This window comes from Foliimonas ilicis (assembly GCF_039939195.1).
Taxonomy (GTDB): domain Bacteria; phylum Pseudomonadota; class Alphaproteobacteria; order Rhizobiales; family Rhizobiaceae; genus Foliimonas; species Foliimonas ilicis.
Genome location: NZ_JBDUUH010000006.1, coordinates 30,803 through 53,654, shown reverse-complemented (window position 1 = coordinate 53,654; position 22,852 = coordinate 30,803). Strand labels below are relative to the sequence as shown.

At 56.3% G+C, this 22,852-nt stretch carries 25 protein-coding genes and 2 pseudogenes; 18 read left to right on the top strand and 9 right to left on the bottom strand.

The genetic code is table 11. The features are described from left to right. Nucleotides 1-17 precede the first annotated feature (17 nt). Together ABFT80_RS14330 and ABFT80_RS14325 are read right to left on the bottom strand one after the other, a co-directional pair. Nucleotides 18-1,448, bottom strand: coding sequence for an NAD-dependent succinate-semialdehyde dehydrogenase (locus ABFT80_RS14330; RefSeq protein WP_347972611.1), 1,431 nt, complete (start codon nucleotides 1,446-1,448; stop codon nucleotides 18-20). A gap of 6 nt (nucleotides 1,449-1,454) precedes the next feature. Beyond that, complete coding sequence (locus tag ABFT80_RS14325) at nucleotides 1,455-1,709, bottom strand: hypothetical protein (RefSeq protein WP_347972610.1); 255 nt, start codon at nucleotides 1,707-1,709, stop codon at nucleotides 1,455-1,457. 99 nt (nucleotides 1,710-1,808) lie between these two features. Between ABFT80_RS14325 and ABFT80_RS14320 the strand changes: the two genes are divergently transcribed. The 5 genes and pseudogenes from ABFT80_RS14320 to ABFT80_RS14300 all read left to right on the top strand — a co-directional run bounded on the left by ABFT80_RS14320 (nucleotide 1,809) and on the right by ABFT80_RS14300 (nucleotide 7,872). After that, nucleotides 1,809-3,005 (top strand): ABC transporter substrate-binding protein, encoded by a 1,197-nt coding sequence (locus ABFT80_RS14320; protein WP_347972609.1) that lies wholly within the window; start codon nucleotides 1,809-1,811, stop codon nucleotides 3,003-3,005. Further along, nucleotides 3,002-3,919 carry an MBL fold metallo-hydrolase gene (locus ABFT80_RS14315; protein WP_347972608.1) on the top strand — a complete coding sequence of 306 codons (918 nt, stop codon included), beginning with the start codon at nucleotides 3,002-3,004 and terminating at the stop codon, nucleotides 3,917-3,919. Before ABFT80_RS14320 ends, ABFT80_RS14315 begins: the two co-directional genes overlap by 4 nt. A 245-nt stretch (nucleotides 3,920-4,164) precedes the next feature. Continuing rightward, nucleotides 4,165-5,127 carry a LysR substrate-binding domain-containing protein gene (locus ABFT80_RS14310; RefSeq protein ID WP_347972607.1) on the top strand — a complete coding sequence of 321 codons (963 nt, stop codon included), beginning with the start codon at nucleotides 4,165-4,167 and terminating at the stop codon, nucleotides 5,125-5,127. A 384-nt stretch (nucleotides 5,128-5,511) separates the two neighbouring features. Beyond that, a complete protein-coding gene (locus ABFT80_RS14305) occupies nucleotides 5,512-7,089 on the top strand; it encodes an LVIVD repeat-containing protein (protein WP_347972606.1) in 1,578 nt (525 codons plus the stop codon). A 185-nt stretch (nucleotides 7,090-7,274) separates the two neighbouring features. Then, nucleotides 7,275-7,872: pseudogene (locus ABFT80_RS14300) on the top strand (IS6 family transposase). Here the strand turns inward: ABFT80_RS14300 and ABFT80_RS14295 are convergent. Next, on the bottom strand, nucleotides 7,829-8,239 hold the full coding sequence (locus ABFT80_RS14295) for a FadR/GntR family transcriptional regulator (RefSeq protein ID WP_347972874.1): 411 nt from the start codon (nucleotides 8,237-8,239) through the stop codon (nucleotides 7,829-7,831). The pseudogene ABFT80_RS14300 and the gene ABFT80_RS14295 overlap by 44 nt on opposite strands. Between ABFT80_RS14295 and ABFT80_RS14290 the strand changes: the two genes are divergently transcribed. The 4 genes from ABFT80_RS14290 (at nucleotide 8,122) to ABFT80_RS14275 (ending at nucleotide 11,656) form a co-directional block, all read left to right on the top strand. After that, nucleotides 8,122-8,778, top strand: a complete 657-nt coding sequence (locus tag ABFT80_RS14290) for a D-lyxose/D-mannose family sugar isomerase (protein ID WP_347972873.1) — start codon at nucleotides 8,122-8,124, stop codon at nucleotides 8,776-8,778. The genes ABFT80_RS14295 and ABFT80_RS14290 overlap by 118 nt on opposite strands. Before the next feature lie 137 nt (nucleotides 8,779-8,915). Next, complete coding sequence (locus ABFT80_RS14285) at nucleotides 8,916-9,536, top strand: hypothetical protein (RefSeq protein WP_347972605.1); 621 nt, start codon at nucleotides 8,916-8,918, stop codon at nucleotides 9,534-9,536. Between the two features lie 34 nt (nucleotides 9,537-9,570). Then, on the top strand, nucleotides 9,571-10,149 hold the full coding sequence (locus ABFT80_RS14280) for a hypothetical protein (protein WP_347972604.1): 579 nt from the start codon (nucleotides 9,571-9,573) through the stop codon (nucleotides 10,147-10,149). Nucleotides 10,150-10,480: 331 nt separating this feature from the next. After that, nucleotides 10,481-11,656 carry a site-specific integrase gene (locus tag ABFT80_RS14275; RefSeq protein ID WP_347972603.1) on the top strand — a complete coding sequence of 392 codons (1,176 nt, stop codon included), beginning with the start codon at nucleotides 10,481-10,483 and terminating at the stop codon, nucleotides 11,654-11,656. 51 nt (nucleotides 11,657-11,707) lie between these two features. On the opposite strand, the gene ABFT80_RS14270 is transcribed toward ABFT80_RS14275, so the two are convergent. Together ABFT80_RS14270 and ABFT80_RS14265 are read right to left on the bottom strand one after the other, a co-directional pair. Next, nucleotides 11,708-12,139, bottom strand: a complete 432-nt coding sequence (locus ABFT80_RS14270; RefSeq protein WP_347972602.1) for a plasmid maintenance toxin (PemK-like) — start codon at nucleotides 12,137-12,139, stop codon at nucleotides 11,708-11,710. After that, the gene (locus tag ABFT80_RS14265) at nucleotides 12,126-12,398 is read right to left on the bottom strand and encodes a type II toxin-antitoxin system Phd/YefM family antitoxin (RefSeq protein ID WP_347972601.1); all 273 of its coding nucleotides are present in this window, start codon (nucleotides 12,396-12,398) and stop codon (nucleotides 12,126-12,128) included. The genes ABFT80_RS14270 and ABFT80_RS14265 overlap by 14 nt, the downstream gene beginning before the upstream one ends. 312 nt (nucleotides 12,399-12,710) lie before the next feature. Here ABFT80_RS14265 and ABFT80_RS14260 point away from each other — a divergent pair, with 312 nt between their 5' ends. The 4 genes from ABFT80_RS14260 (at nucleotide 12,711) to ABFT80_RS14245 (ending at nucleotide 15,332) form a co-directional block, all read left to right on the top strand. Further along, entirely contained in the window at nucleotides 12,711-12,935 is a 225-nt protein-coding gene (locus tag ABFT80_RS14260; protein WP_455189941.1) for a type II toxin-antitoxin system RelE/ParE family toxin, read from the top strand. Continuing rightward, a complete protein-coding gene (locus tag ABFT80_RS14255; RefSeq protein WP_347972600.1) occupies nucleotides 12,928-13,221 on the top strand; it encodes an addiction module antidote protein in 294 nt (97 codons plus the stop codon). The genes ABFT80_RS14260 and ABFT80_RS14255 overlap by 8 nt, the downstream gene beginning before the upstream one ends. Before the next feature lie 292 nt (nucleotides 13,222-13,513). After that, the gene (locus ABFT80_RS14250; protein ID WP_347972599.1) at nucleotides 13,514-14,632 is read left to right on the top strand and encodes an ankyrin repeat domain-containing protein; all 1,119 of its coding nucleotides are present in this window, start codon (nucleotides 13,514-13,516) and stop codon (nucleotides 14,630-14,632) included. Nucleotides 14,633-14,909: 277 nt separating this feature from the next. Beyond that, nucleotides 14,910-15,332 carry a DUF805 domain-containing protein gene (locus ABFT80_RS14245; protein WP_347972598.1) on the top strand — a complete coding sequence of 141 codons (423 nt, stop codon included), beginning with the start codon at nucleotides 14,910-14,912 and terminating at the stop codon, nucleotides 15,330-15,332. A 127-nt stretch (nucleotides 15,333-15,459) separates the two neighbouring features. Here ABFT80_RS14245 and ABFT80_RS14240 read toward each other — a convergent pair whose 3' ends face one another. Continuing rightward, nucleotides 15,460-15,729 carry a hypothetical protein gene (locus tag ABFT80_RS14240; RefSeq protein WP_347972597.1) on the bottom strand — a complete coding sequence of 90 codons (270 nt, stop codon included), beginning with the start codon at nucleotides 15,727-15,729 and terminating at the stop codon, nucleotides 15,460-15,462. Nucleotides 15,730-16,050: 321 nt separating this feature from the next. Between ABFT80_RS14240 and dcm the strand changes: the two genes are divergently transcribed. Genes dcm through ABFT80_RS14225 form a run of 3 tightly spaced genes read left to right on the top strand, consistent with a single transcriptional unit; the run spans nucleotide 16,051 to nucleotide 18,828 of the window. After that, nucleotides 16,051-17,127: a DNA (cytosine-5-)-methyltransferase gene (dcm, locus tag ABFT80_RS14235; protein ID WP_347972596.1), complete on the top strand. Its 1,077-nt coding sequence runs from the start codon at nucleotides 16,051-16,053 to the stop codon at nucleotides 17,125-17,127. Continuing rightward, nucleotides 17,128-17,580 (top strand): very short patch repair endonuclease, encoded by a 453-nt coding sequence (locus ABFT80_RS14230; RefSeq protein WP_347972595.1) that lies wholly within the window; start codon nucleotides 17,128-17,130, stop codon nucleotides 17,578-17,580. Then, complete coding sequence (locus tag ABFT80_RS14225; protein WP_347972594.1) at nucleotides 17,581-18,828, top strand: type II restriction endonuclease; 1,248 nt, start codon at nucleotides 17,581-17,583, stop codon at nucleotides 18,826-18,828. Between the two features lie 5 nt (nucleotides 18,829-18,833). Here the strand turns inward: ABFT80_RS14225 and ABFT80_RS14220 are convergent, their stop codons facing one another. Then, on the bottom strand, nucleotides 18,834-18,989 hold the full coding sequence (locus tag ABFT80_RS14220; RefSeq protein ID WP_347972593.1) for a hypothetical protein: 156 nt from the start codon (nucleotides 18,987-18,989) through the stop codon (nucleotides 18,834-18,836). A gap of 192 nt (nucleotides 18,990-19,181) precedes the next feature. On the opposite strand from ABFT80_RS14220, the pseudogene ABFT80_RS14215 reads away from it, so the two are divergent. After that, nucleotides 19,182-19,310, top strand: a pseudogene (locus ABFT80_RS14215) (antirestriction protein ArdC); the annotation flags it as partial. Nucleotides 19,311-19,937: 627 nt separating this feature from the next. Next, nucleotides 19,938-20,246 (top strand): DUF736 domain-containing protein, encoded by a 309-nt coding sequence (locus tag ABFT80_RS14210; RefSeq protein ID WP_347972592.1) that lies wholly within the window; start codon nucleotides 19,938-19,940, stop codon nucleotides 20,244-20,246. A 474-nt stretch (nucleotides 20,247-20,720) separates the two neighbouring features. On the opposite strand, the gene traG is transcribed toward ABFT80_RS14210, so the two are convergent. Then, nucleotides 20,721-22,646: a Ti-type conjugative transfer system protein TraG gene (gene traG, locus ABFT80_RS14205; protein ID WP_455189940.1), complete on the bottom strand. Its 1,926-nt coding sequence runs from the start codon at nucleotides 22,644-22,646 to the stop codon at nucleotides 20,721-20,723. Then, nucleotides 22,633-22,848: a type IV conjugative transfer system coupling protein TraD gene (gene traD, locus ABFT80_RS14200; RefSeq protein ID WP_347972591.1), complete on the bottom strand. Its 216-nt coding sequence runs from the start codon at nucleotides 22,846-22,848 to the stop codon at nucleotides 22,633-22,635. Before traD ends, traG begins: the two co-directional genes overlap by 14 nt. Between the last annotated feature and the right edge of the window lie 4 nt (nucleotides 22,849-22,852).

Sequence of the window (22,852 nt, the reverse complement as noted above, 5' to 3'; positions counted from 1 at the left end):
GAAGCAGTCTCGTAGCTTCAATCGATTTGGTGGGACACGTTCTTGACCACCATGTAGTGATGCAGGCCTTCCGCACCGCCCTCACGACCGAGGCCGCTTTCCTTTACACCACCGAATGGCGTTTCAGCCACGGAGGCTTCGAGTGTGTTGATCGAGATATTGCCTGCCTCGATACCGTTTATGAGCCGTTCAACATTTGCGGCCGATCGCGTGAAGCCGTAGGCGGCAAGGCCAAATGGCAGGGAATTCGCCTTTTCGATCGCCTCATCAAGCGACGAAACCGGATTGAGCAGTGCGATAGGCCCAAATGGCTCTTCGCTCATCGCGCGTGCATCGTCCGGGAGTTCGGCGAGCACCGTCGGCGGGAAAAAGTAGCCCTTGTTGCTCTGCCGGCTTCCACCTAGCAGCACCTGCGCACCTTTCGCACGTGCATCTTCCACCAAGTCTTCCAAAGCCGCGATACGACGGTTATTCGCTACAGGCCCCATTTGACTTGCAGAGTCCATACCGTCTCCGCAGCGGATCGACGCGGCTTTGGAGAGAAACGCCTTCTTAAAACTGTCGTAAACGCGTTCATGCACGAAGAAGCGCGTCGGCGAGGTACAGACTTGACCGGAATTGCGATACTTGCGAATTGCCGAGGTCACACCTGCAGCTGCTGCATCCGTATCGTCGCAAACGATCACGGGTGCATGGCCGCCAAGTTCCATAAGCGCTGGCTTCATGTATCGCGCGGCAATCTCGGTCAAATGCTTGCCAACCGATGTCGATCCGGTGAACGCGATCATCCGGATTTCCTGGCGGGGGATCAGGAACTCGGAGATCGTCGCGGGAATGCCGAAGACTAGATTGAGCACACCCGCTGGTAAACCCGCATCCTCGAACGCCTTTGCGACGTGGATCACGCCGCGCGGGGTTTCTTCCGAAGCCTTGATAATGATAGAGCAGCCCGAAGCAAGCGCGCCGCCAATCTTGCGGGCAGGCTGACTCATCGGGAAATTCCACGGCGCGAACGCAGCAACAGGTCCGATGGGCTCGTGCAATACGATGTAACGAATGCCAGGAGCACTGGGTATAACGCGTCCGTAAAGTCGCACGCTTTCGCCCGCATCCCACTCAAAGAATTCGGCGCCACGCTGGACTTCCCGCCGTGCTTCGCTCAATGGCTTGCCATTTTCCAATGTGATGTCGCGTGCAATCTCTTCCATACGTTCGCGCATCAGAGCCGCAGCATGCAGGATTATTTCAGCCCTCTTGGAAGGCGGCGTCCTGCTCCAGATCTTGAAGCCATCAGCCGCAGCAGATAGTGCGTCATCGAGATCGGCTGTGCCCGCTACGGCGACCTGCCCAACGACTTCTTCCGTCGCGGGATTGATCACGGGGATTTTGTCGACAGTATTTCTCCAGTATCCACCAATATATAGCCGGATGTCTTGGTCCGTTGGCATGGACGGTCACCTTTTATAGGAATGCTCGCAAGAATTGGCGCTGTCTTGCCAATGACCGAGAGATGCAGGAGGATCGTCCATGCCGCAATCCTCATAAATAGAATGAATTGATAAGCCGTTCTTATGAAGAGTGGCGATGTAGTTTGCGCCAGCTGAAACCGCGACCGCATTGCTGCGGCCCATGCTCTCGTGCGCCATACCGACAGCCTCATTTATGGGAATTTCCAATAGATATATCGTTCCATCGACGATTATCGACAAGAGTTGCTTCTGTTCTCATTCCCAGGACCGATGAGTGTCGCATTGCATCCAAATGAGTAATCCGCGCGACACGATCAACAACAAGAATCCGGGGGCTCCATGAAATCCACACGTCTGCTTTGCATCGCAAAGGCCACTGTTCTTTCGTGCGTCGTTCTGGCTGCCAGTTCTGCAATGGCCGAGGGCACGGTGAAGATCGGCTTCATCACAACGCTGTCTGGTCCTGCCGGCTATCTCGGCGAAGATGTCCGCGACGGCTTCAATCTCGCCGTCAAGGAAGGCAATGGCACCTTAGGCGGCGTCGGGGTCGATATCGTCATTGCTGATGACAATTTGAAGCCGGCAACGGGGCGTCAGCTCGCTGACCGTTTTCTCTATGACGAAGACGCCGACCTGATCACAGGTCTCATTTTCTCCAACGTTGCGGCGGCGGTGATCCCCGAGGTGCTCGACGCCGGAAAGATCGTTGTCAGCCCCAATGCCGGCCCCTCCGAGTTCGCGGGAGCCGCCTGTAACGCGAACTACTACGTTATTTCCTGGTTGACCGACAGCATGCAAGGCAGTGCCGGCCAGAACGCCGAAGCGCTCGGCTACAAGCGTGCAATGGTTCTTGCGCCGAACTATCAGGCGGGAACGGATGCAGTCGAAGGCTTCCGCCGCTTCTTCAAAGGCGAGGTAGTCGAGGAAATTTATACCAGTCTCGACCAGACGGACTTTTCCGCCGAAATGGCCCGCATCCGCGCGACTGCTCCGGACGTCGTCTTCCAGTTTCAGCCCGGCGCGCTCGGCATTGCCTTCCTGCGCCAGTATCATCAGGCGGGTCTTTCGAACGCCATTCCTATGGTTGTTGCCGAGCCGTCGCTCGACCACGCCATATTGCGCGCAGTAGGCGGTGTCGCAGAGGGTCTGAATGTTTCGGGTTCCTGGAATACCGATCTGGATAACGAAGCAAACAAGCATTTCGTGGCGTCCTTCCAGGAAACTTTCAATCGCATCCCGACGATGTATGCTGCGCAAGGTTACGATACAGCCCGCGCAATTGGCGCCGCACTGGCGCAGACCGGCTCAGATCTCAACGACACGGAGGCATTTCGCGCGGCCATGCTTAAGGCCGACTTCGAATCCGTTCGTGGCAACTTCGCCTTTGGTAAAAACCAGCATCCTGTTCAGGATTGGTATGCCATGCGCGTGGAGAGCGACGGCGATGGCGGCTTCCGGCTGGTGACACGCGAAAAGATCAACGAGATGTATGGCGACGCCTTCGGTCAGCATTGCGCCCTGGACCCTTTAGAATGATCTATCGTCGCACCCATCTCGCCGAACTGGGACTGCACCTGGAGCAAATCCAACTGCAGGATGGCACGCTCGTTACCTGCATTCCGGACCTCGGACCGGTTCAGTGGCTACACGACCAGCTTTTGCGCAGCCCGACTGATCCGACGCTGCGCAACGCCAACGATCGTGCCCCGTCCGGCATGCTAAATCTCAGTTTCAACATCTATCTGATCCAGTCGAGTGCGGGGACGACATTGGTGGATACCGGGATCGGCAACAACAAGACGCGTAGTGACCGCCCTGCCTGGCATCAGTTGCAGGGGCCATTTTTAGAGATCCTGCGGCAGTTGGGCATCAGCGCCATCGATGTCGATCTGGTGATCAACACCCATCTTCATGCCGATCATGTCGGCTGGAACACGATTGCGGACGGCAATGATGGCTGGCAGCCTACTTTTGGGGCTGCAACCTATGTTACCTCCTGCGCTGAACTTGAGGCGCTTCGGGCGAGGGTCGAACAATCCGACAATCCCGAGACGCTGCTCCATGGTGCTTGGGCCGACAGCATCCGTCCAATCGTTGAAGGCCCGGGTTATCGGACGGTAAAAGCAGGTGATATCGTATCAGGTCTGGAATTCATTGCGCTTCCGGGACACACGCCGGGCATGCTCGGCTTATTGTTTGAAGTTGGCGAAGACCGGATCGTGTTTTCAGCCGATGCTATACACCATCCGGTCCAACTTGGTCTGGGCACCGGGGCATCGAAGTTTTGCGCCGATCCCGCACGCTCGATCGCGACACGTGTGGCGCTGTTGGAACGCTGCGTTGGAGAAAGGCTGGTAATGGCTCCGTACCATTTTCCGGCACCAGCCTTTGGGTATATCTCACAGGCAACAACCGGGTTTGAATTGGTGCCATTGGACCTTTGTTTCTAGATGTGTCAGGCGTGGAATAAGGACCCTTTAGTGACCGACGGGCTCCTGCTGTGAAGGGAAAATACCGTCATATCCGTCAACGTTCTCTGAAATCTCAGCGTTCAGCTAGCCGAGTACGAAGGGGCTAACGATCCGAATGGTCACATCGCGCTCCAGATGTAGATTGTAAGTGTGTTTTGCTCGGCTGCACCCCCGCGGCGAGATCATAAGGCAAGATCGTCACGCCAACTCGGGAGGGAATGGGCATGTCTGTGCGTCGCGCCCGGGTTGTAGAGCGTGTTCTGACACGACTGAAATTCCGGCAACTCCGACTTCTGGTCGCCATCGTGAAATTCGGCAATATCCAGAGGGCTGCACGTGAGGTTAATGCGTCTCAACCCGCTGCAACCAGAATGATCAAAGATCTGGAACTCGATTTCGAGGTCAGGCTTTTCGAGCGGACCAATCGAGGGATGGTTCCGACGGTCTTCGGGGAAGCGCTGGTAAGGCACACCCGACTCATCTTTGCCCAAGTCGCGAATGCAGCGCAGGAACTGGCCGACATCAATGAGGGTACCAGCGGACGGCTCGTTGTCGGAACACTTCTAGCGGCTTCAACGCAACTACTGCCGGTGGCGATAGACATACTGGTGGAACAACGACCCAATGTTGCAATCAAAGTTGTCGAAGGAACAAACGAAATTCTCATGCCCGCACTGCAGTCCGGAGAGATCGACATGGTGGTGGGACGCCTTTCGACCTACAGACATCGCGCCGAGATCATTCAGGAGAAACTTTTCGACGACAAGGTGATTGTGGTGGGGGGTGCCCGCCACCCTCTGGTGGGCCGTGCCAATCTCACCTTCGATAAACTGAAGCCCTTTGGATGGATTCTGCCCCCCCCTGAAACAAATCTCCGCCGTCAGGTCGACAAGTTCTTCGTCGAGAATGATCAGTATATGCCGCCAGTGATTCTCGACTCCGTATCATATCTGACGAATCGGACGGTCCTGCAATCGCGCCACTTGATCGGCATCATGCCGAGCCAGGTACCTGCACAGGATATAGCGACTGGTTTTCTGTCACACATCGACTGGACGATTCCATTTGGTTCGGGGCCTATCGGCGTTTCCTATCGCTTGCACGGCGAACTGAGTCCCGCAGGCAAAGCGTTCCTGAAGGCTTTGCGAGAGGCAGCTGCCAAACTTCCCATAAACGTAGCCATTTGAAATCTGACGTAGCTGGCGAGACGTCCTTGAGCGAGGTGCGTCGCCGTTAGAACGACGCAGTCTGTTCTGAAGCCATCTCCCCTTCGCGAAAACGCGTATCAATTCGGTCCCGCCCGAAATGGGTGTCTTTGGCTGTCGGCCGCACGATCAGATATCAGCTTTTCGGATATCCAGTTTCGGTAAAAATGCTAACCGTGATCCCTCCCCGCGCCATAGTCTACCAAAGTAATGGTTCCAAATTAACTGATGGCCGACCCCGAGAGGATCGAAGCAATGTACGAGAACTTAAATCTCTCCAAGAACTCATCAATTGTGAACTGCAGTATAAAACGAACTAGGATATTGTCGGCTTGGAAATCGATAGATGACAGAATTCGACGGGCTGTGACCATCTCGCTGATGAGTTTATCACTTGTGACAGGCGCTGCTGCGGTAGAAGCGCAGCAGCCCGACCCTGCGTCCTATGGCCTTGATCCTGCGACCGGCATCTTCAAACATCCCCAGGCAGCACCATACTACACCTACAGTGGTCCGCGACCGTTCGAGGGGAGTTTGGAGCAGCTCGAAAGCGAGACGTATATCAAGAATATGAAGGTAGAAGCGCATTGGCCCATAGTGGTCAAGCCTGGCCATTCCTGGCAGCACACTGTCGACATGGACGATCATCGATATATGTTCCACTACTATCGTCAAATTCTGAATATCTACGACATCACCGACCCGAAGAATATGAAGATTGTCCTCGAAAAAACCTACGAGGATGGGGATTGGTTCGGTGCTGCGTCGATCGCCTACAACGAGAAGCTCGACAAATGGATCATGATCCAGTCTTTTGAAGTCCCGCGATCCATAGGCGGGCTAAAAGGCAAGAAGTATGATGACCCGAAGGCCGTCAAGGCAATCAAGGCAGCTGAAGCATTCCGTGGAGTGCGCATATTCGAATTGGTGAGTATAACCGAGTGGAAACAGATTTCAGAAATCAGTACCAACACGCTCAATCCGCATGGAAAGCTGCAGGAAGGCTCAGGTGCGCTCGACGTGCCGAACTACAACGGCGGCAAATATGCATTCATTACCGCGGCTCCCGACAATACATTCACCAACATTGAGTACCCAAATTACATCTACTCTCCGGCTCAGATGATCTTGGATGTCGAGGATCCCTACAATCCGAAATGGGTATCGACGTGGTGGGTGCCGGGTCAGCGCCTCGGCGAGGAAGAATACTACAAGGGATGGCGCCAATACGGCAACCGGGTTTCCTGGACTGCAGCCCGCTTGCCGATTTCAACACCTGTGCCCATCGAGGATGGCGGAAAATACGGCTACACGGTCATGGGCGGCCTGGGCTTTCACATTCTCGACCTGACTGACCCATCCAATCCTACTGCCGTGGGCAGTGTGGACCTACCGCTCAATGCCGGCGGCGTTGAAGGAGACAACGTCGATGTTGCCAGAGTGCAAACACGGGGAATCGCCCTGGCCAATGGCTATCCGATGAACGAAGATTGCTACGAGCCCTACAAGGACATTTTCCTGATCGACGTCAAGAACCCAACCGAACCGGAAATCATTTCCGTTTTGCCGCGCCCAACGCCTCCTGAAGAGGCCTCGTTTACGGATTACTGTCAGCGCCGTGGCAAGTTCGGTCCGAAGCGTCCGACGCCCGCCTTCTCGCCAGGAGAGGCTCATGAGAATCTGGCCATCTACCCGTTCAACAATGCGGGCGTCCAGGTGTTCGATATCACTGATCCAACGAATGCCGAGATCGTCGCCTATTTCGTGCCGCCTATGACTGACGACCTCAACGATCCACAATCCTACATTACGCCAGTAGAGAGTATTTTCGTCGAATGGGATAGAAATCTTATCTGGGCTTTTGCAAATTCAGGCATGTACCTGCTTAGTACAAAGGCTCTCGGAGAACCGAACTTTGGCCTTGGCGGACTCGTTCAGGATTAGACTGTTTGCGGGACACAGACTGAGATCAACGTCTGAGGGGAATCGAAGCGTTGTCAGAAATGGCGACGCTTTGATAGTGCAGCATAAATCCGGCTCTGTTGCAAAAATCCCGTTGATGTCAGAAAGAGCGCCTAAGATTTCCGCGAGACTATTGATGAGCGATTTCAAGTGGCGTCATTTTCAGGATGAGATGGTATTGCCGCTATGGGTCAGCTATCGCGCCCTTGAGCAAATCATGGGCGAACGGCGTGTGCCAGTCGATCATTCCACGATTTTCGTTGGGTTCAGAGATATGCACCAGAGATTGAAAAGCGGCTGCGCTGGCACTGGCGCCGGCCGCATTCAACGAGTTGGCGCGTGGACGAAACCTATGTGAAAGTCCGCGGACAATGGACATACCTTTACCGGGCCGTCGACAAATTCGGCAACACGATCGATTTCTATCTGTCCCCGACCCGCAATGCCAAAGCGGCCAAGCGCTTTCTCGGCAAGGCCTTGAATGGCCTGAAGGACTGGGAAAAGCCAACCATCATCAACACTGACAAGGTTCCGACTTATGGCATTGCCATTGCGCAATTGAAGGCCGAAGGCAAATGTCCTGGAGACCTTGTGCACCGGCAGGTCAGATATCTGAACAATGTCGTTGAGGCCGATCACGGCAAGCTGAAGCAACTGATCAAACCGGCGAGAGGGTTCAAGACGCTGAAAACGGCCTATGCGACGATCGAAGGCTTCGAGGTCATGCGCGCTTTGCGCAGGACAGGTCTAGCATTCGGTCGTTGACTGCGTCCAACGCGGCGAGATCGGCGTCAGTGGCGTGCAGTATGATGTGTTCGCCGATTCCCGTTTCAACGATGCGTCTAAAACCCTGCACGTCACGGAAACCTTCGACCGAAACGACGCCTTGGTGAAAGGACAATAGTCTACGAACAGCTTCTGCATGACCGTCAGCGACAATTGCGCCGCTTTTAGGCCGCGTTTCAACAAGGCCAAAGGCGCGCAATACACCCAATGCTTCCCGTACCGTGTTTCGTGAAACTCCTGTCTCTGCGCAGAGCTCGCGTTCAGTTGGAAAGGGATTGCCGACTTGGAGACCGCGGGATTTATTGGAACCACGACGATTACAGTGCCAACCCCGCCGTGTCTCGATATCTCAGAACCCGGCAAATGGGATGGGACGTGACAGACTTCGGCAGCGGCGACTTTCAGAAGCGAGGACTGACCATCCTTTGCCTGCGAAACGGTATCCAAAATGATCCTTGTGAACGGTCTTATGCGGAAAAACTGCTTCTGGTCGGGGAGATGCAGGAGACGCCCTTCCACTTCCATAAGTTCAAGCTTGAAGACATCATCAACGCCGGCGGCGGAAATCTGATGATCGAGTTTCTGCATCCAGAAAATGAAAAGGCACCCGTCTCAGTGCAGGCGGACGGTCAGGTGATAGAGCTCCGTCCCAAAGTGCCATTTCGTTTGCGCCCGGGCCAAAGTGTTACGGTTGAGAGGGGAGTGCATCACCGATTCTATGGAGAGAAAGGTACTGGGCAATGCCTTGCCTGGGAGGTCAGCGCGGTCAACGATGATCTGACAGACAACTACTTCCTTGAAGATCTAGGCCGGTTTGCTTCCGTTCAGGAAGATGTCGATATAGCGACGCCTCTCTGGAGCGAGATCCCGTTACTATCATCCTAGAAGTAATGATCGGCGCGTGGCTCATATCCGGGTATTCAGTCATGAAACATGGGCCGTTCCCCTGAGCTTTTCCACGAAGCTGTCTCGGCGACCGACCCTGCTGCCGCTATCGTGGCAAATCTGGCGCCTCGCCCTGTATGCTACCCCATATCCATGACGACACCTGCCCGGTCTGTCACCGTGATTTCAGCGAAATTCCCGGGACGAATCTCAAGACCCATGTCGCGGAGGAGATTGCACGGCTCGTCGGGCGATCCGAGCGGCTCAACGAACTTGTCGGCGAGCGCAAGCAGGTGCAGGATCAGATCGCGCAAGCCGAGCGCGCACGGAGCGCCGACCAAGCTCGTGCCTTGCCCCAGACCGAACTTACCAACCATCAGCAGCGGCTTGCGACCTTGCGTTCGGCCAAACCCGAACTTGAGGAACTAGCCGGGCTAGCTCGGCAGGGAGCACAGCTTCGCGATCACCACGCCGCGACCGTCAGCCGGACCGGTCAAGCTCGGCTCCGCGTTTCGACCAGCGGCGAGATCCGGGCGGCCCTTGCGAACCTCGCAGTCACGATCGGCGCGCCCGAGGTCACTGACGCCGAGCCTACACATGACGTGCTCTCCCGATTACTGACCGCCGCCGAGGCCGTGCGCGATACCGCCAAGAAGCAGGCTGAAGATCGCCAATCGCCTGCGCGTCGCCGCCAGCGAGGCACGAACCTCGATAGTCGGCCGGGTGTTCAACGACCGGCTCAACACAATTTGGCGTGATCTCTTCGTCCGGCTCGCGCCCAACGAGCCCTTTGTGCCCGCATTTGTCTTGCCGTCGAAAGACGGCGATCCAATTTCTGCGCTACTCGAAACCGTGCATCGGGATGGCGGCACCTATGGCGGTCCGGGTGCCATGCTGAGCGCGGGCAATCTCAACACTGCCGCGCTGACCCTGTTCCTGGCGCTCCATCTATCGGTCAATCCCGACCTACCATGGCTGGTGTTGGACGATCCGGTTCAGTCGATGGACGAACTGCATGTCGCACAGTTCGCCGCGCTGTTGCGAACGCTGGCGAAACGCGAGGATCGCCAGATCGTTATCGCGATCCACGAACGGCAGCTGTTCGATTACCTAACGCTCGAACTCAGCCCAGCATTTCCTGGCGACAAGCTTATCACCGTGAGATCAACAAGTCGGCCGAAGGCTCGACCGAATATTCGACAAACGTGCTTGGCTTCGAGCCCGACTGATTGGTCGCCTGAGCCTGCCGATCCTGGCGGCGGTCAGAGCGGAAAACGGCGTCTTGAAGTCTTTTTGACGGTTGAGACCGGAACGATCGAGCGGCCGCATCGCCCCGGATGGTGGGAAGACCAAGCCGCCGACCGGCAATGACCCCTACCTTATCTATCGGTCGACGGTTCCGATTGTCCGCAATTAGGCCGTGCCGGGTGACCTGAGCCGTGCAACGGCCATCGAATGGCCCGCAATGATGTGATTAGATTACATTCCCGGAAGGAAGGCCGTCAGCAACCCGCGCTGGTGCTGTGCGGTAATGTTAAGTGAGGTTTGTAAAAACCGCACAGCCTGTCGATGCCATTTTATGTCCGATAAGATTGCATTATCGGACGTCATGCAATAGGCTTGGAAAATGACCGTTTCAGCGCGCAAAACCGCAAAAACCGGCCGTCTGCACGCTCACCTCGATCACAGGGCGCATTCTGATATGTCGGCTTCGCAACCTCCTGCCTCCGGCAATGCGTCTGATCCGTCGGCCGATGATGCGTCGGCCGACGCTTTGCCGGACATCGTCGATGTCGTCATGGCGATGGGCGAGCTGCCCAAAAATGTCCCCTCGCCTCTTCCGGCACATCCGACGGGCCAAAATCGCCTGGCCGGGCATCTCGACGCGCTGGCCGATCGCGCCCGCGATTATGTCGAGGCCGCGAGCTCGGCCAACACGCGGCGCGCCTACGCCGCCGACTGGAAGCATTTTGCCGGCTGGTGCCGCCGCCAGTCGCTTGACCCGATGCCGCCGGATCCAAAAATTGTCGGGCTCTACATCACGGCGCTTGCCTCCGGAAATGCCGCAGCCGGCGCCGTAGGTGCGGCCTCAGGGAACAAAAAATCCGTTTCGACGATCGAGCGCCGCCTGTCGTCGCTGAGCTGGAATTTTGCGCAACGTGGCCACGCCCTTGACCGGAAAGACCGCCATATCGCCACGGTGATGGCCGGCATTCGCAATTCCCACGCCAGGCCGCCGGTGCAAAAAGAAGCCATTTTGCCCAACGACCTGATTGCCATGCTGGAAACGCTCGATCAGGCGGGTTTACGCGGCCTGCGCGACCGCGCCATGCTGCTGCTCGGCTTTGCCGGCGGCCTGCGCCGCTCCGAAATCGTCGGGCTCGACGTCGGCCGCGACCAGAGCGAGGACGGTCGCGGCTGGATCGAATTTTTTCCCGACAAGGGACTGCTGTTGACCCTGCGCGGAAAAACCGGCTGGCGCGAGGTCGAGATCGGCTACGGATCCACCGATGCCACCTGCCCCATCGTCGCGACAGAGACCTGGCTGAAATTTTCCCGCATCGCGCGCGGGCCGCTGTTCCGGCGCGTTTTGGGACACGGCAAAAATGTCGGTCCCGACCGGCTGAACGACAAGGAGGTCGCCCGCCTCGTCAAGAAAACAGCACTTGCCGCGGGTGTTCGTGGCGACCTTTCGGAGGGCGAGCGCGGCCAAAAGTTTGCCGGACATTCGCTGCGCGCCGGGCTGGCCTCGTCGGCTGAAGTCGATGAGCGCTACGTGCAAAAGCAGCTCGGACATGCCTCCGCCGAAATGACCCGCAAATACCAGCGCCGCAGGGATCGGTTCCGCGTCAATCTCACCAAGGCGTCAGGGCTGTAACCCCCCTGCCCTGCCGGATGCGGTGTGGGTCCGAGAGCGGAGCAGTTTCCCTTACACCGTGCGACCCACGCTGGTGTGATGCCTCTCTCGGGCGAGTTCAATGAATCTGCGCTTCACCTTTTCGAACAATGCCGGGGGAATAGCGCCATAGTAGCCGCTCTCTGTAGCAGTCGGCCGAATATCCGGACCTGGCCAGACAAAGCGGTTGCTTTCGGTCAGTACGATCCACGAACGATCGTCATCCAGTCCCAACCTGTTTTTCACAGGCTGCGGGATTTCGACAGCGTCCGTGGGATTGTCAGGGGCAGCGTGTGTTACCGGAAGCACCCGAACGACCGGCGTGCCGTCTTCCTCCACCGTGACGATGGCCAGCACCACACACGGGCGATCCTTGTCGCCCTCTTCACGTCCTTCAAGATGTTGCCACTGCCAAAGATAGGAATAACGGAAGATGTAACCGACTTTGATTTCAGTCGGCAGCATGCGTCACGAGCTCGTCGTCCAGATGCTCGTGGCCAGGCGCCATTTCCGAACGCTCGACTTCGCTGATCTCGGCTGCGCTCAGTTCATTTGTCATCTGAACGCGGCGGTCCCGTTTCGACAACCGAACAAAATCCTCATAGGCCATCAAGACAGTCCTGGGCCGGCCATTCTTGGTGATGATAACGGGGTCCCGAACGGCGGCGTCTTGGTAAGCACCGAAATTCTTGGAAACTTCAGCGGCAGTAACAGTTGAGGTCATGACGATCTCCTTTGTTCCGTAATATACGGAAATGCCGCAATTCCCGCAAGTTAATTTCGTAATGAGGGGGCACAGACGCTCCGCCAAGCAATCGTCGACTGATCGAGGCGTCGACGGTCTCACGGTCGAAGAATAAGCTACCGATTGGCCCTCCGCCGGTCTGCATCAACGGAAACGGCGCCGGGCTCCCAATCCGGCGCGTCTCTGAGGTGGCTATATATCTTCATAAACTGTAGTTTATACCTTACATGTCCCCATGACGATATTGAAGCAGACCGCCACTTTCCAAAAGTGGCAAAGGCGGCAATTGCCATGCGCCTGCATCGTCTCGCATCTGGAAATCCTGGGGACGTCGCTCCGGTCGGAGAAGGTGTTAGTGAATTGCGTATTCACTATGGTCCCGGCTATCGCGTCTATTTCCAAAATCGCGGCGAAACTATTGTCGTGCTTTTGTGCGGTGGCGACAAAAGTACACAGGAAACTGACATTAGAGCGGCCAAGCGGCTGGCCTCAGAATGGAGTGAAGACAATGGCTGAAAAAATTCTCGATTTTGATCCCGCAGAGATGCTGGATTCAGATGAGGCAATCGAGGCGTTTTTGTCTGAAGCAATGCAAACGGGCGACGCAAAGTTCATTGCATCTGCATTGGGTGTTGTCGCTCGATCCAAGGGCATGAGTAAAATTGCCCGACAGACCGGACTGGCCCGCGAGCACCTTTACACATCGCTCAGTGAAAACGGTAACCCTACCCTGGAAACCACGCTGGCTGTTATGAAGGCTCTGGGCTTTCATCTCGAGCCTAAACACAATGTTGCAGCCTAACCTTTTGAGCGGACTCCTGTTACGACGATCCGGTTGGCTCAAAGTTCTGGCTGGAGCCCTCTCCCACCGCGACGGCTGAAGAGAGCGTCAGATCTAGGTCAGTTCCCCCAGGCCTTGAATGATTTCAACAGATGAAGCATGGCGCTTGGTCGCGCATATGAAACCTCTCTGGGGGTGACATTTGAGTCTTGTCCGCGCATCGTGACAGGATGCTTCTCTATATGGCGAAATGACAAGCCATCCGCATTACTTTTGGGGATTTCAATATTTTCGGGTACGGGATCTGCATAGTATGGCGAAAGCAAAGAAAAAGACATTACCAAATGACTTTGAGGAATTGCTGAAGATCGGCGATTTTACGGCGATCAAAGCCGTGTTCGAGACAAGCGACGTCAATGCGCGAGGAGGTGTCTTCAAGAGAACCGCTTTGGCTTTCAACGAGCTTCCTGATGACGTTGCGCGATGGCTGGTAGATCAGGGCGCCGGCATAGAAGCAGCAGGCAATTATGGCGAGACTCCATTGCATGACCGTGCTGGTCACTGGCAGGGAAAGATCGATATCTTGCTGGAACTGGGCGCGGATGTGAACAGCAGCGATACCAGGGGTGATACTCCGCTTCATAAAGCTGCTTCAGTCGGCAATGTGCAAACGGCCCGGATTCTGCTTGAGCACGGTGCCCGCATTGATGCCACCAACAATAGTGGCCTGACCCCATTGGAGCTTGCGCTTCAACGGTGCAGCAATGCGAAAATCCAGCAGATCGCCGAAATGGCAGAATTGCTGTTGGCCGCACAGCCGCACCAGCAGACGGGCCTCCGTTCGTTTGCCTCACGTTTTCTGGGACGAGGTCAGAAAGGTGATGATCGGATTTCCTCGAAAATGCGGGATTTTGTCGAGCGTATCGGGACGGACTTCGAGTTCCACCGCAGCGGCTTCAATCCAGAAAGCCGGGATGCAACCAGTACTGCACTCGAGAAGCTTTATGCCTTGTTCGACGTCTCACCTGTACCGCGCCGGAGCGTGCATGATGGCAAGTCACCCATTGTGGCGAAGGCAGCCAAATGGGAGGATCGGCATCAGGAATTGTGGGAGCTGCTGGTCCCTTCGAGCGGATCGGCGAACACCGTGCAAGGGGAAGTCATCCGCATTTCAGGACGCATTGCCAGGGAGCTTGATGGCAATGGCGGCACAAACTGGGATGCGGAGTTTAAGCAGATGGCGGCCGCGCTGCTGACGCACCTCGGTTCCGGCAAACCTCTGCCACCCTCTGAGCTGAAAGAGGCGACGACAATCGTCAGTGAGGTGAAGCGGAAATACGGCGATACTCGGCGGTTATGCGAGTTGGCTGTCGAGTGGGTGGCGCTGAACCCAAAGCCAGCCGCACTCCCGGCACCTTCATACAGCCGCTGACAGCGCCACATAACGCTGATAATCAGTGCCAATTACCGATCAAAGTCACAGCAACTGGACCCGTTCCGTTTAAAAACCCATATTACAATCAATGTTCACATACGGATGGCCGGTGACGTAGACTTTGAGGTCAGCGAGTTCCCTATTTCCAGCAAAAGCCCCTTGATGAGAAAAGCTGATAGAGCACGGGCATGAAGCGATAACCCAGTGTTCTCTGGCATTGCAAAATAGTGAAGTCACTTACCCTCAGGATTCATTAGAATGGAGATTTTGATTAATGCACTGGTTGTTTGCTGTCGGAATATTGGGTTCACTTCTGGTTGTTTCTGCTGTGTTCTTTCTGAACAAACCACCGGAAGGTCGAAACCGTTTCGGGGTAAAGGCGCCATCTGTGAAATTCGTATCCGCGGTACAAAGATTCTTTTCTAACTACTTCAACTTCACGGATAGAGCGAGTCGCTCTGAATTCTGGTACGCGATGCTTTTTTATGTGGTGGTCTGCTTCCTGTTGGGGCTTGTGAATGTTCCTGACATTCTGGTCTCGTTATTTCTCCTCGGCACCTTGATACCGTTTTTTTCCGTCACGGCCCGCCGTCTGCACGACACAAACAGAAGCGGATGGTTTCAGCTCGTGTCGTGGTTTGCGCCTGTTGGCACGATCATTGCTGTGTTGTGGTTTAGCGAACCGCCGCGCGATTAATCAGTCGCCGGATCAAGCGCAGGATTTCGCTCTCTACTCCAAACGACCCAAGACGTTTCTCTTCCTCAATCCGGCCATCTTAACACACTTGCGATCGCAGCCGTGGCCATGTCAGCGCCATCACAAGTTATGCCCGCCCGGTTTGAAATCCCTTAGGCGCTAGCATGTGCATGCGCTGCCCTTCAGGCCAGTAAATCAGAAAGCATGCATCGCCGAATTCCTTCGTCTCGCATCGTAGCTCGACAGCTTCGTTCCGGACGATGGCAATGCCGTTCTTCGCCGCCTGATCCCTTAGTAGCCTTTCCAGGTCAGGAGGGACTTCGATCATCGACATTTCCGAGAGCGGCAGCCGTTGATCGATGAACGGATATTCGCCGTCAGGCAGATTGACTGTCATCCTATCCTCCTTACACCGCGTTCCCAGCATGCTGTGAATTGCCTGTCAGAATATCAGAACATATACAGAACATTTATTGCTCCTTAGGACATTCAATGCCATTCTGACAAAAATCGACACAGCTAATGATTCGGATGGGTACGCATGCCTAGCAGGAAACATACAGAATTCTCCAGGCTCAGGCAGAAAGCTGCCATGACAATTGAAGAGGCGGCCGATTTCCTGGAGGTTTCCCGCCGCAGCGCATATCGGTACGAGGATGGCGGGAGAGTCCCCAAGCTCGCTCTTCGGACGCTGCGAGAACACGTTGAAAGACAGACAGTGAACCTTGGAGATCCGAGCTTTCGGTTCATCGACTTGTTCGCTGGTATTGGCGGTTTGAGACTCGGCTTTGAATCGGCCGGCGGACGGTGTGTTTTCACTTCCGAATGGGATGGTGGTGCGCGCAAGACCTACTCATTGAATTTTCGCGACAACCACGAGATCGGGGGCGACATATGTGAGTTCTCCGCAGACCCGTCGAAGGTTCCAGAACATGATGTGCTTCTTGCAGGATTCCCTTGTCAGCCCTTTTCTATTGCGGGCGTTTCCAAGAAGAATTCACTGAACCGCCCGCATGGCTTTCTGTGCGATACGCAAGGAACCCTGTTCTTCGATACGGCGCAGATCATCGCCCATCATCGCCCGGCGGCCTTCGTCCTTGAGAACGTCAAGAACCTCGAACGCCACAATGGCGGGCAGACGTTCTCTACGATCATGCATGCTCTGGAGGAGGAGCTGGGCTACCACGTCCAGCATCGCGTCATCAGTTCGGAGCCGTGGGTTCCGCAGAAGCGAGAACGTATTTTCATTGTCGGGTTCCGCGAGCCGACCGACTTTGACCTCGCAGCGCTTCAAATCCCCAATGCAAGCTCTGGTCCGAAGCTCGGCGATATTCTCGAATCGCATGAAAATGTCGATCCAAAATACACGTTAACGCCTCGTCTGTGGCAATATCTCCAGGACTACAAGGCGAAGCATCAGGCAAAGGGCAACGGATTCGGCTATAGCCTTTTCGGGCCAAACGATGTCTCGCGCACTCTGTCCGCCCGCTATTTCAAGGACGGATCGGAAGTTCTGATCGACCAGCCGGGCAAACGGCCTCGCCGCCTGACTCCATTGGAATGCGCGCGATTGATGGGCTTCGACCGGGGCGACCGCCGCTGGCGAATTGAAGTTTCCGATACGCAGGCATATCGGCAGTTCGGCAATGCTGTCGTCGTTCCGGTCGTGGAGTTCGTTGCCAAGGCAATCGAGCCTTACATCCGTCAGGCTATTACTGCTGCACAGAACAGGCCGCAGAAGGCGCGCACCGTGTCAATCATCACCCGGCCCGATCGCGCGGCCGTGGCGGCATAGGTGCCCGACGTAGTATCCCCGGAAGTCCGCAGCCGGATGATGGCCGGCATCCGGGGCACTAACACGAAGCCAGAACTGACGCTGCGGCGCGGCCTGCACGCGGTGGGATTTCGGTTCAGGCTGCATGACAGGACCTTACCCGGAAAACCGGACGTGGTATTTCCGCGTTATCGGGCTGTCCTTTTTGCCCATGGGTGTTTCTGGCATGGCCACGACTGCCATCTTTTCCGGCTTCCCTCGACCCGGGCAGACTTCTGGTCTGCGAAGATCGACAGGAACCGGGAGGTTGACCGGAATGCCGTCGAGGGGTTGCTCCGGCTTGGATGGAGAGTTGGTGTCGTCTGGGAATGCAGCCTGAAAGGTCGCACGCGGCTCGACCTTGCAGATGTCATTGATCATTGCGCCGACTGGCTGCGGAGCGAAGCGCCGACACTGGAAATCCGGGGGACATGAATGGCTATCAGGCGGGGACTGCTTTCGGAGCATTTCGAAGGTGTTGCGGTCAAGCGGCTGGCTGCTGTCGATGCCAACCCGGACTCTTCAAACCAGCATGAAGTCACGGGATCTGAGCCACTGCTGAGAATTCTCGGCAGCGAGGATCGCAAGTTTCCCAGAGGTGGAACCGATCATCGTTTTCCCGCCACCTACATCTGGCTGGGTGGAGAGCAGGAGGCAATGTCGGAAGAAGGCTTTCTGTCATGGTACGATTCGCGCCGGAATCAGCCGAAGCGAAGCGCCGAATGGCGGCTCTACTACCAGAGCAATGCCGTCACCGAGTTGATGAAGCCCGGCGATGTTCTGTTCCTTGCTCGCAAGCCAGACGGCCATGTCCTTTTCATCGTGACACCCGACGAAAGCACCATAAGGAACCAGCTTATCTGGCTCTTCGGGCTGGACGATCAGATAGGCATGAAGTTCGAGTCGCACGAAATTGGCGATGGCAACGATGCCGAACTGGACTTTGCAGCTCGCTACATCCTTGACGAGCTTGGTATCGAACTGGAGGAGAAGGAGGCAGACAAGCTCGACCGCCTGATCGAGAAGTTCGGCCTGAAATTCCCGACGACCATCGTTTTTTCCGGGCTGGCACGGTCCTCCCTACCGGAAGTCAATGCCCGTGACGATCCGGACGAGGCATTGTTACTATGGATGGAACGGGAAGAGCAGCTTTTCCGCCGGCTTGAGAGGCGTATCGTTGCCGAGCGTATTGCGCAGGGCTTCACGCTCGATGACGGGGCCGACGTGGACGGATTTATCGCGTTCTCACTCAGCGTCCAAAATCGTAGGAAGGCGCGTGCCGGAGCCGCCCTTGAAAACCACATCGCAGCAGTACTCGAAGCAAATAAGATCAGATTTGCCCATGGTGTCGAGACGGAAAACAGAAACAGACCGGATTTCCTGTTTCCAGGCCAGCTCGAATATCGCGACGCTGCCTTCCCGACCTCACATCTGACAATGCTCGGCTCAAAATCCACCGTTAAGGATCGCTGGAGGCAGGTGCTTTCCGAAGCCGTCCGCATCGAGCAGAAGCACCTCCTCACCCTGGAGCCGGGCGTTTCTGAAAATCAAACTGATGAGATGCGCACCAAGCTGCTGCAACTCGTCGTCCCTCGCAAGCTTCATCAGACCTACAGGCCAGCCCAGCAGGCTTGGCTAATGGACGTTTCCCGATTTCTTGGACTGGTAGCCGCGCGCCAGTAGGCAGATCAGAGAACCATGCTCGAGCGACCGACGACGCGCGGCATTTCCGAGCCAGAGATGCTCAGCGGACGGTACATGTCGGTGCCGTTGATATTCACTGCCTTTTCGGACCCATTAGCTTTCACGTGAAGGACGCCTTCCTTGTTCGTGTGGTCGGGCATACAGGATTTCTCCTGTCAGCAATCCTGGCGCAAATGGTTCCTATGCTCCAGGCGCCAAGGCCTGGTGCGTCGGCCTTGGTGGTCTCGACGTTGTTTGGCCCGGCGCAGGCGTTGGTTCGTTTCGTGAACACGATCTTCGGCGTACGCCGTCATCCGCTGTTCATCAGGATCTGACGGCGATTTTAACAGAACCTGAAGTCGTGGTTATCGGTGCTTGCGGACGACAAGCGGGCCAATTTTCAGGCTGCAGCACAAGCTCAGCTGGCCGTCAGTTTCCTGCACGCACTTCAGCCCGAAGCTGACGAGAAGGCAGCGGTGTGAGCTTCGGCATTACGAGCGGTCGTCACTGTCGGTGGCGACCAGCTGATCCGTTTTCTCTGCTGCCTTGGAGGTTCGGCAATGTCAGCGCCCGGCCTTCTCCTTATCGACGGTGTGAGCATTTGGATTGGTTTCGCTATGGCTTGCGCTGGACAAAGAAGAATTTGTCTCTTGACCCATCAATCTTCTGGCCACCGCTTCGCAGCCAGGAGATATCGCACGTGGTATTGCAAGGACGAGCCAGCAGCCGGAAGCCGATATCTCGCGATTGATTTGCGCACAGACGATGGCTTTGGTGTTGTAACGGGGCTAGATTCCGCGCGCTCTGGCGACGTGGCGCGCTGCCATTGCCATACACCTTCCGTCAGAGTTTCCGGCGACCCATCTGCTTGCTCGATGAGGCATGTCTGACCGGAGATCGGCTTCGCCTCGATCGTCCTTCCGCAACGGCAGTCGCAGATTTCTTACCCCGGAGCCCTGCGGTCTCCTCCTCGCACACTAACAAATCTGCGACTTGCCGCCCTCCATTTCATTGCGGCCTACTCAGGTGCGGTCCGATCGTCGCCGGTCTTTGCGACAGCCATCGAGGCCGCGATGGGCGCGGCCCGAACAATCGAAAGGAACACGACAATGGCAACCATCGGCACTTTCACCTCCACCAACAACGGCTTCGCCGGCTCTATTCGTACCCTCGCCCTCAACGTCAAGGCACGCATCGCCCGGGTCGAGAACGCTTCCGAGAAGGGGCCGCAGTTCCGCGTTTACGCGGGTAGCGTTGAACTTGGCGCAGCTTGGCAGAAGACTTCCGAGCAGGGCCGCGACTACCTCTCCATCAAGCTCGATGATCCAAGCTTCCCTGCTCCGATCTACGCAACTCTCGCAGAGGTCGAAGGCGAGAATGAGCTGCAGCTCATCTGGTCCCGGCAGAACCGGGACTAGCACACTGAAGGCTCCGCGCACTGCGCGGGGCCTTTCCCGGCAAATAATGCAATGCTGTATTTGCTGTATCAATGCTCGGGGATTCATTCAGCGAGAGATCGAAATAGCCGAAAATACTCGATCCTGTTCGACGAGTGACCTGTCTCGCAAATCAGTAGACCTCATCGTAGAAGCCTTGCGCCATCCGGTGACAATTACCCAGCGCAATATGCCGCGTCTCGTACTTCCCAACATCGAAGATTACTGGCGCTTAAGCGACAGCCTGATGACCGTGTCCGTCGGCACACTCCGGCATGCAAAAACAACCTGCTCGACGAGTTCGAAGAAGTGGTCGACACCTATAAGAATAGCGACGAGCCTGGGCCGTGAGCAATTATGACAGCTGAGAGACTTGATGACGCGCGAATGGACAGCGTAACAGCCTGGTGTTGGCTCGAGATCTTGGAGCCGATGGTATTGAAGACGCTTTGTTACTCAGTGTGGCGCTGACAGACGACGAAAGCGGTTTTGCCTGATACAGGTTGTCATATCGTTGCGACGGAACCAGATCGCCCTTCCACACCGAAGTGGCGGGTTGCCAGCAGTGAAAACGATCTGCTCGTCGGCGCGCATGAGCAGCACTTCATACGGCTGTATCAATGGCCGTGCGGCCAGTTGCTTTGAGCGCGTTCGCGACGACCCGCGCGACTGAAGACTGCGGCTGACCTGGTCGATCTCGATCGTGGTGGTGCCGCATCTTCGTGAGACGTACTCGGCCGTCTCGATATCGTTGATGGCCGCAAACGAAATCCAGCTTGCGCTCTCGAACCATTTGCTGGACGCATCGCGACCCCCATAGGTTTCGCGCAGCTGGCCGATAGATTGATAGATCATGGTGAGCGTGATGCCGTATTTGCGTCCCGCGTCCCGCGCCGTCTCCAGAATCCGCATGTAGCCAAGTCGAGCGACCTCATCGAGAAGGAACAGAGCCCGTCGCTCGGTTCCCCCACCGCGATTGTAGATCGCGTTGAGGAAGGACCCAATCACGACACGTGCGAGGCCAGCATGTGTCTCCAATGTTTTCAGGTCGATATTGATAAACACATCTGTCGTTCCCCGAGCGATATCCGCCGTCTGGAAGGTAGACCCCGACACGAGCGCCGCATAATTCTGATAAGAGAGCCAGTGTGTTTCCTTAACCGCATTTGCGTAGACGCCGCTGAAGGTTTCAGGCGTCATATTGACGAAAACGGCCACGTTCTCTTTCACGAAATCGGATTGCGAATTGTTGTAGATCTCCTGCAGTCGCTGACGAAGCTTTGGCTCAGGCTCAGCAAGATTGGCGCGTACTTGGCGAAGCGTCTGCTGTTCTGGTGGTATTCGCCCTGACAGGCAAACGTCGGCGATGATTGCCGTCAGAAGTTGTAGACTTGATGCCCGAAAAAAGTCATTCCGGGCGCCACTGGCTTGGCCGCTATCGCTCATGATCCATGATGCAACCGACGCGATGTCCTCTTCCTTTGTGCCGCCGTACTGGCCAAGCCAGTCGAGTGCGTTGAAGCCGGTCGATGGCTCGCGCGGGTCAAGAATACGGATGCGCCGACCAGCATTTTCCCTGTGTTTCGATACCATTGGAGCAACTTCATTCGATGGATCGAGCACGATGAGGGAGCCGCCCCATTTGAAGGCGGTTGGGATCGTCACCGAGGTGGTCTTGAAGCCACCCGATCCGGCAAAAACGATCCCGTGGGACGATCCGAACGAACCGTCGAAGCAAAGGAGCGGCGATCGCCCCCCTGACCCCCATGTCTCTTTTGTGTCAGCCCGGAACGAGATGCCGGCAACGCTGTCGCGGTCGACGCGATATCGTTCGCCAACCACGATGCCGCCTGCACAGGAAAACAGTTTCTCGGCCTGTGAAAGTTTCATCCAATTGGCTTCGCCATGCAGCGCACGCTTGCCGATAATCAGCTTTGGCGCAGCGCGTGCAAAGGCGGCATTGCCGACCACCGCAACGCGTATTGCAAAGCAGCCCGAGATCAACGCTGCCGCCGCGCCGACCATGGTCGCAGGATCAACGTAAGAAAGCGCCGACTTGCCTGCGGGCACCTGGCCAGAAAATTCTGACAGCCGCATCGCTTCTCGTGTACCAGCAATGATGATGATCCCCGCGTTCCCGACAACCGCGCTCCAGCCGGCAGCGCGAATGCCAGCCGCTCCCGCGGATGCAAACAGGAAAATCAGACCGATCGTTGCAGCCGCCAGGTAAGGTGCAGCGATGCCAGACCTGCCCAACATGAGCTTTGCCGCTTCTGTTTTCCCTAAGTCGGCCAGCCACGTCTCCATACCCGTCATGGAGAATAGTGTAATGGACATCAGTGTCACTGGGACAATAGCCAGAGCAGTGCTATTCGGTTTCACGTCCGAATGCCTCTGCCCCGATAACCGCCAGCCGTACCCGTTCGCTTTCGTCGACCTTGAGGCGCTGCCCAAGTTCAATGAGGGCGCCGAGCAAGACCGCACGTTTCTCAAAGCGGAGTCCCGCCTTCACGATCAAGCCCCCGAGCTCGATCTTGTCGCGGGTATCCTTCTTCCGTGCGTCGTTGATCGCATTCCTGCTCATCCGC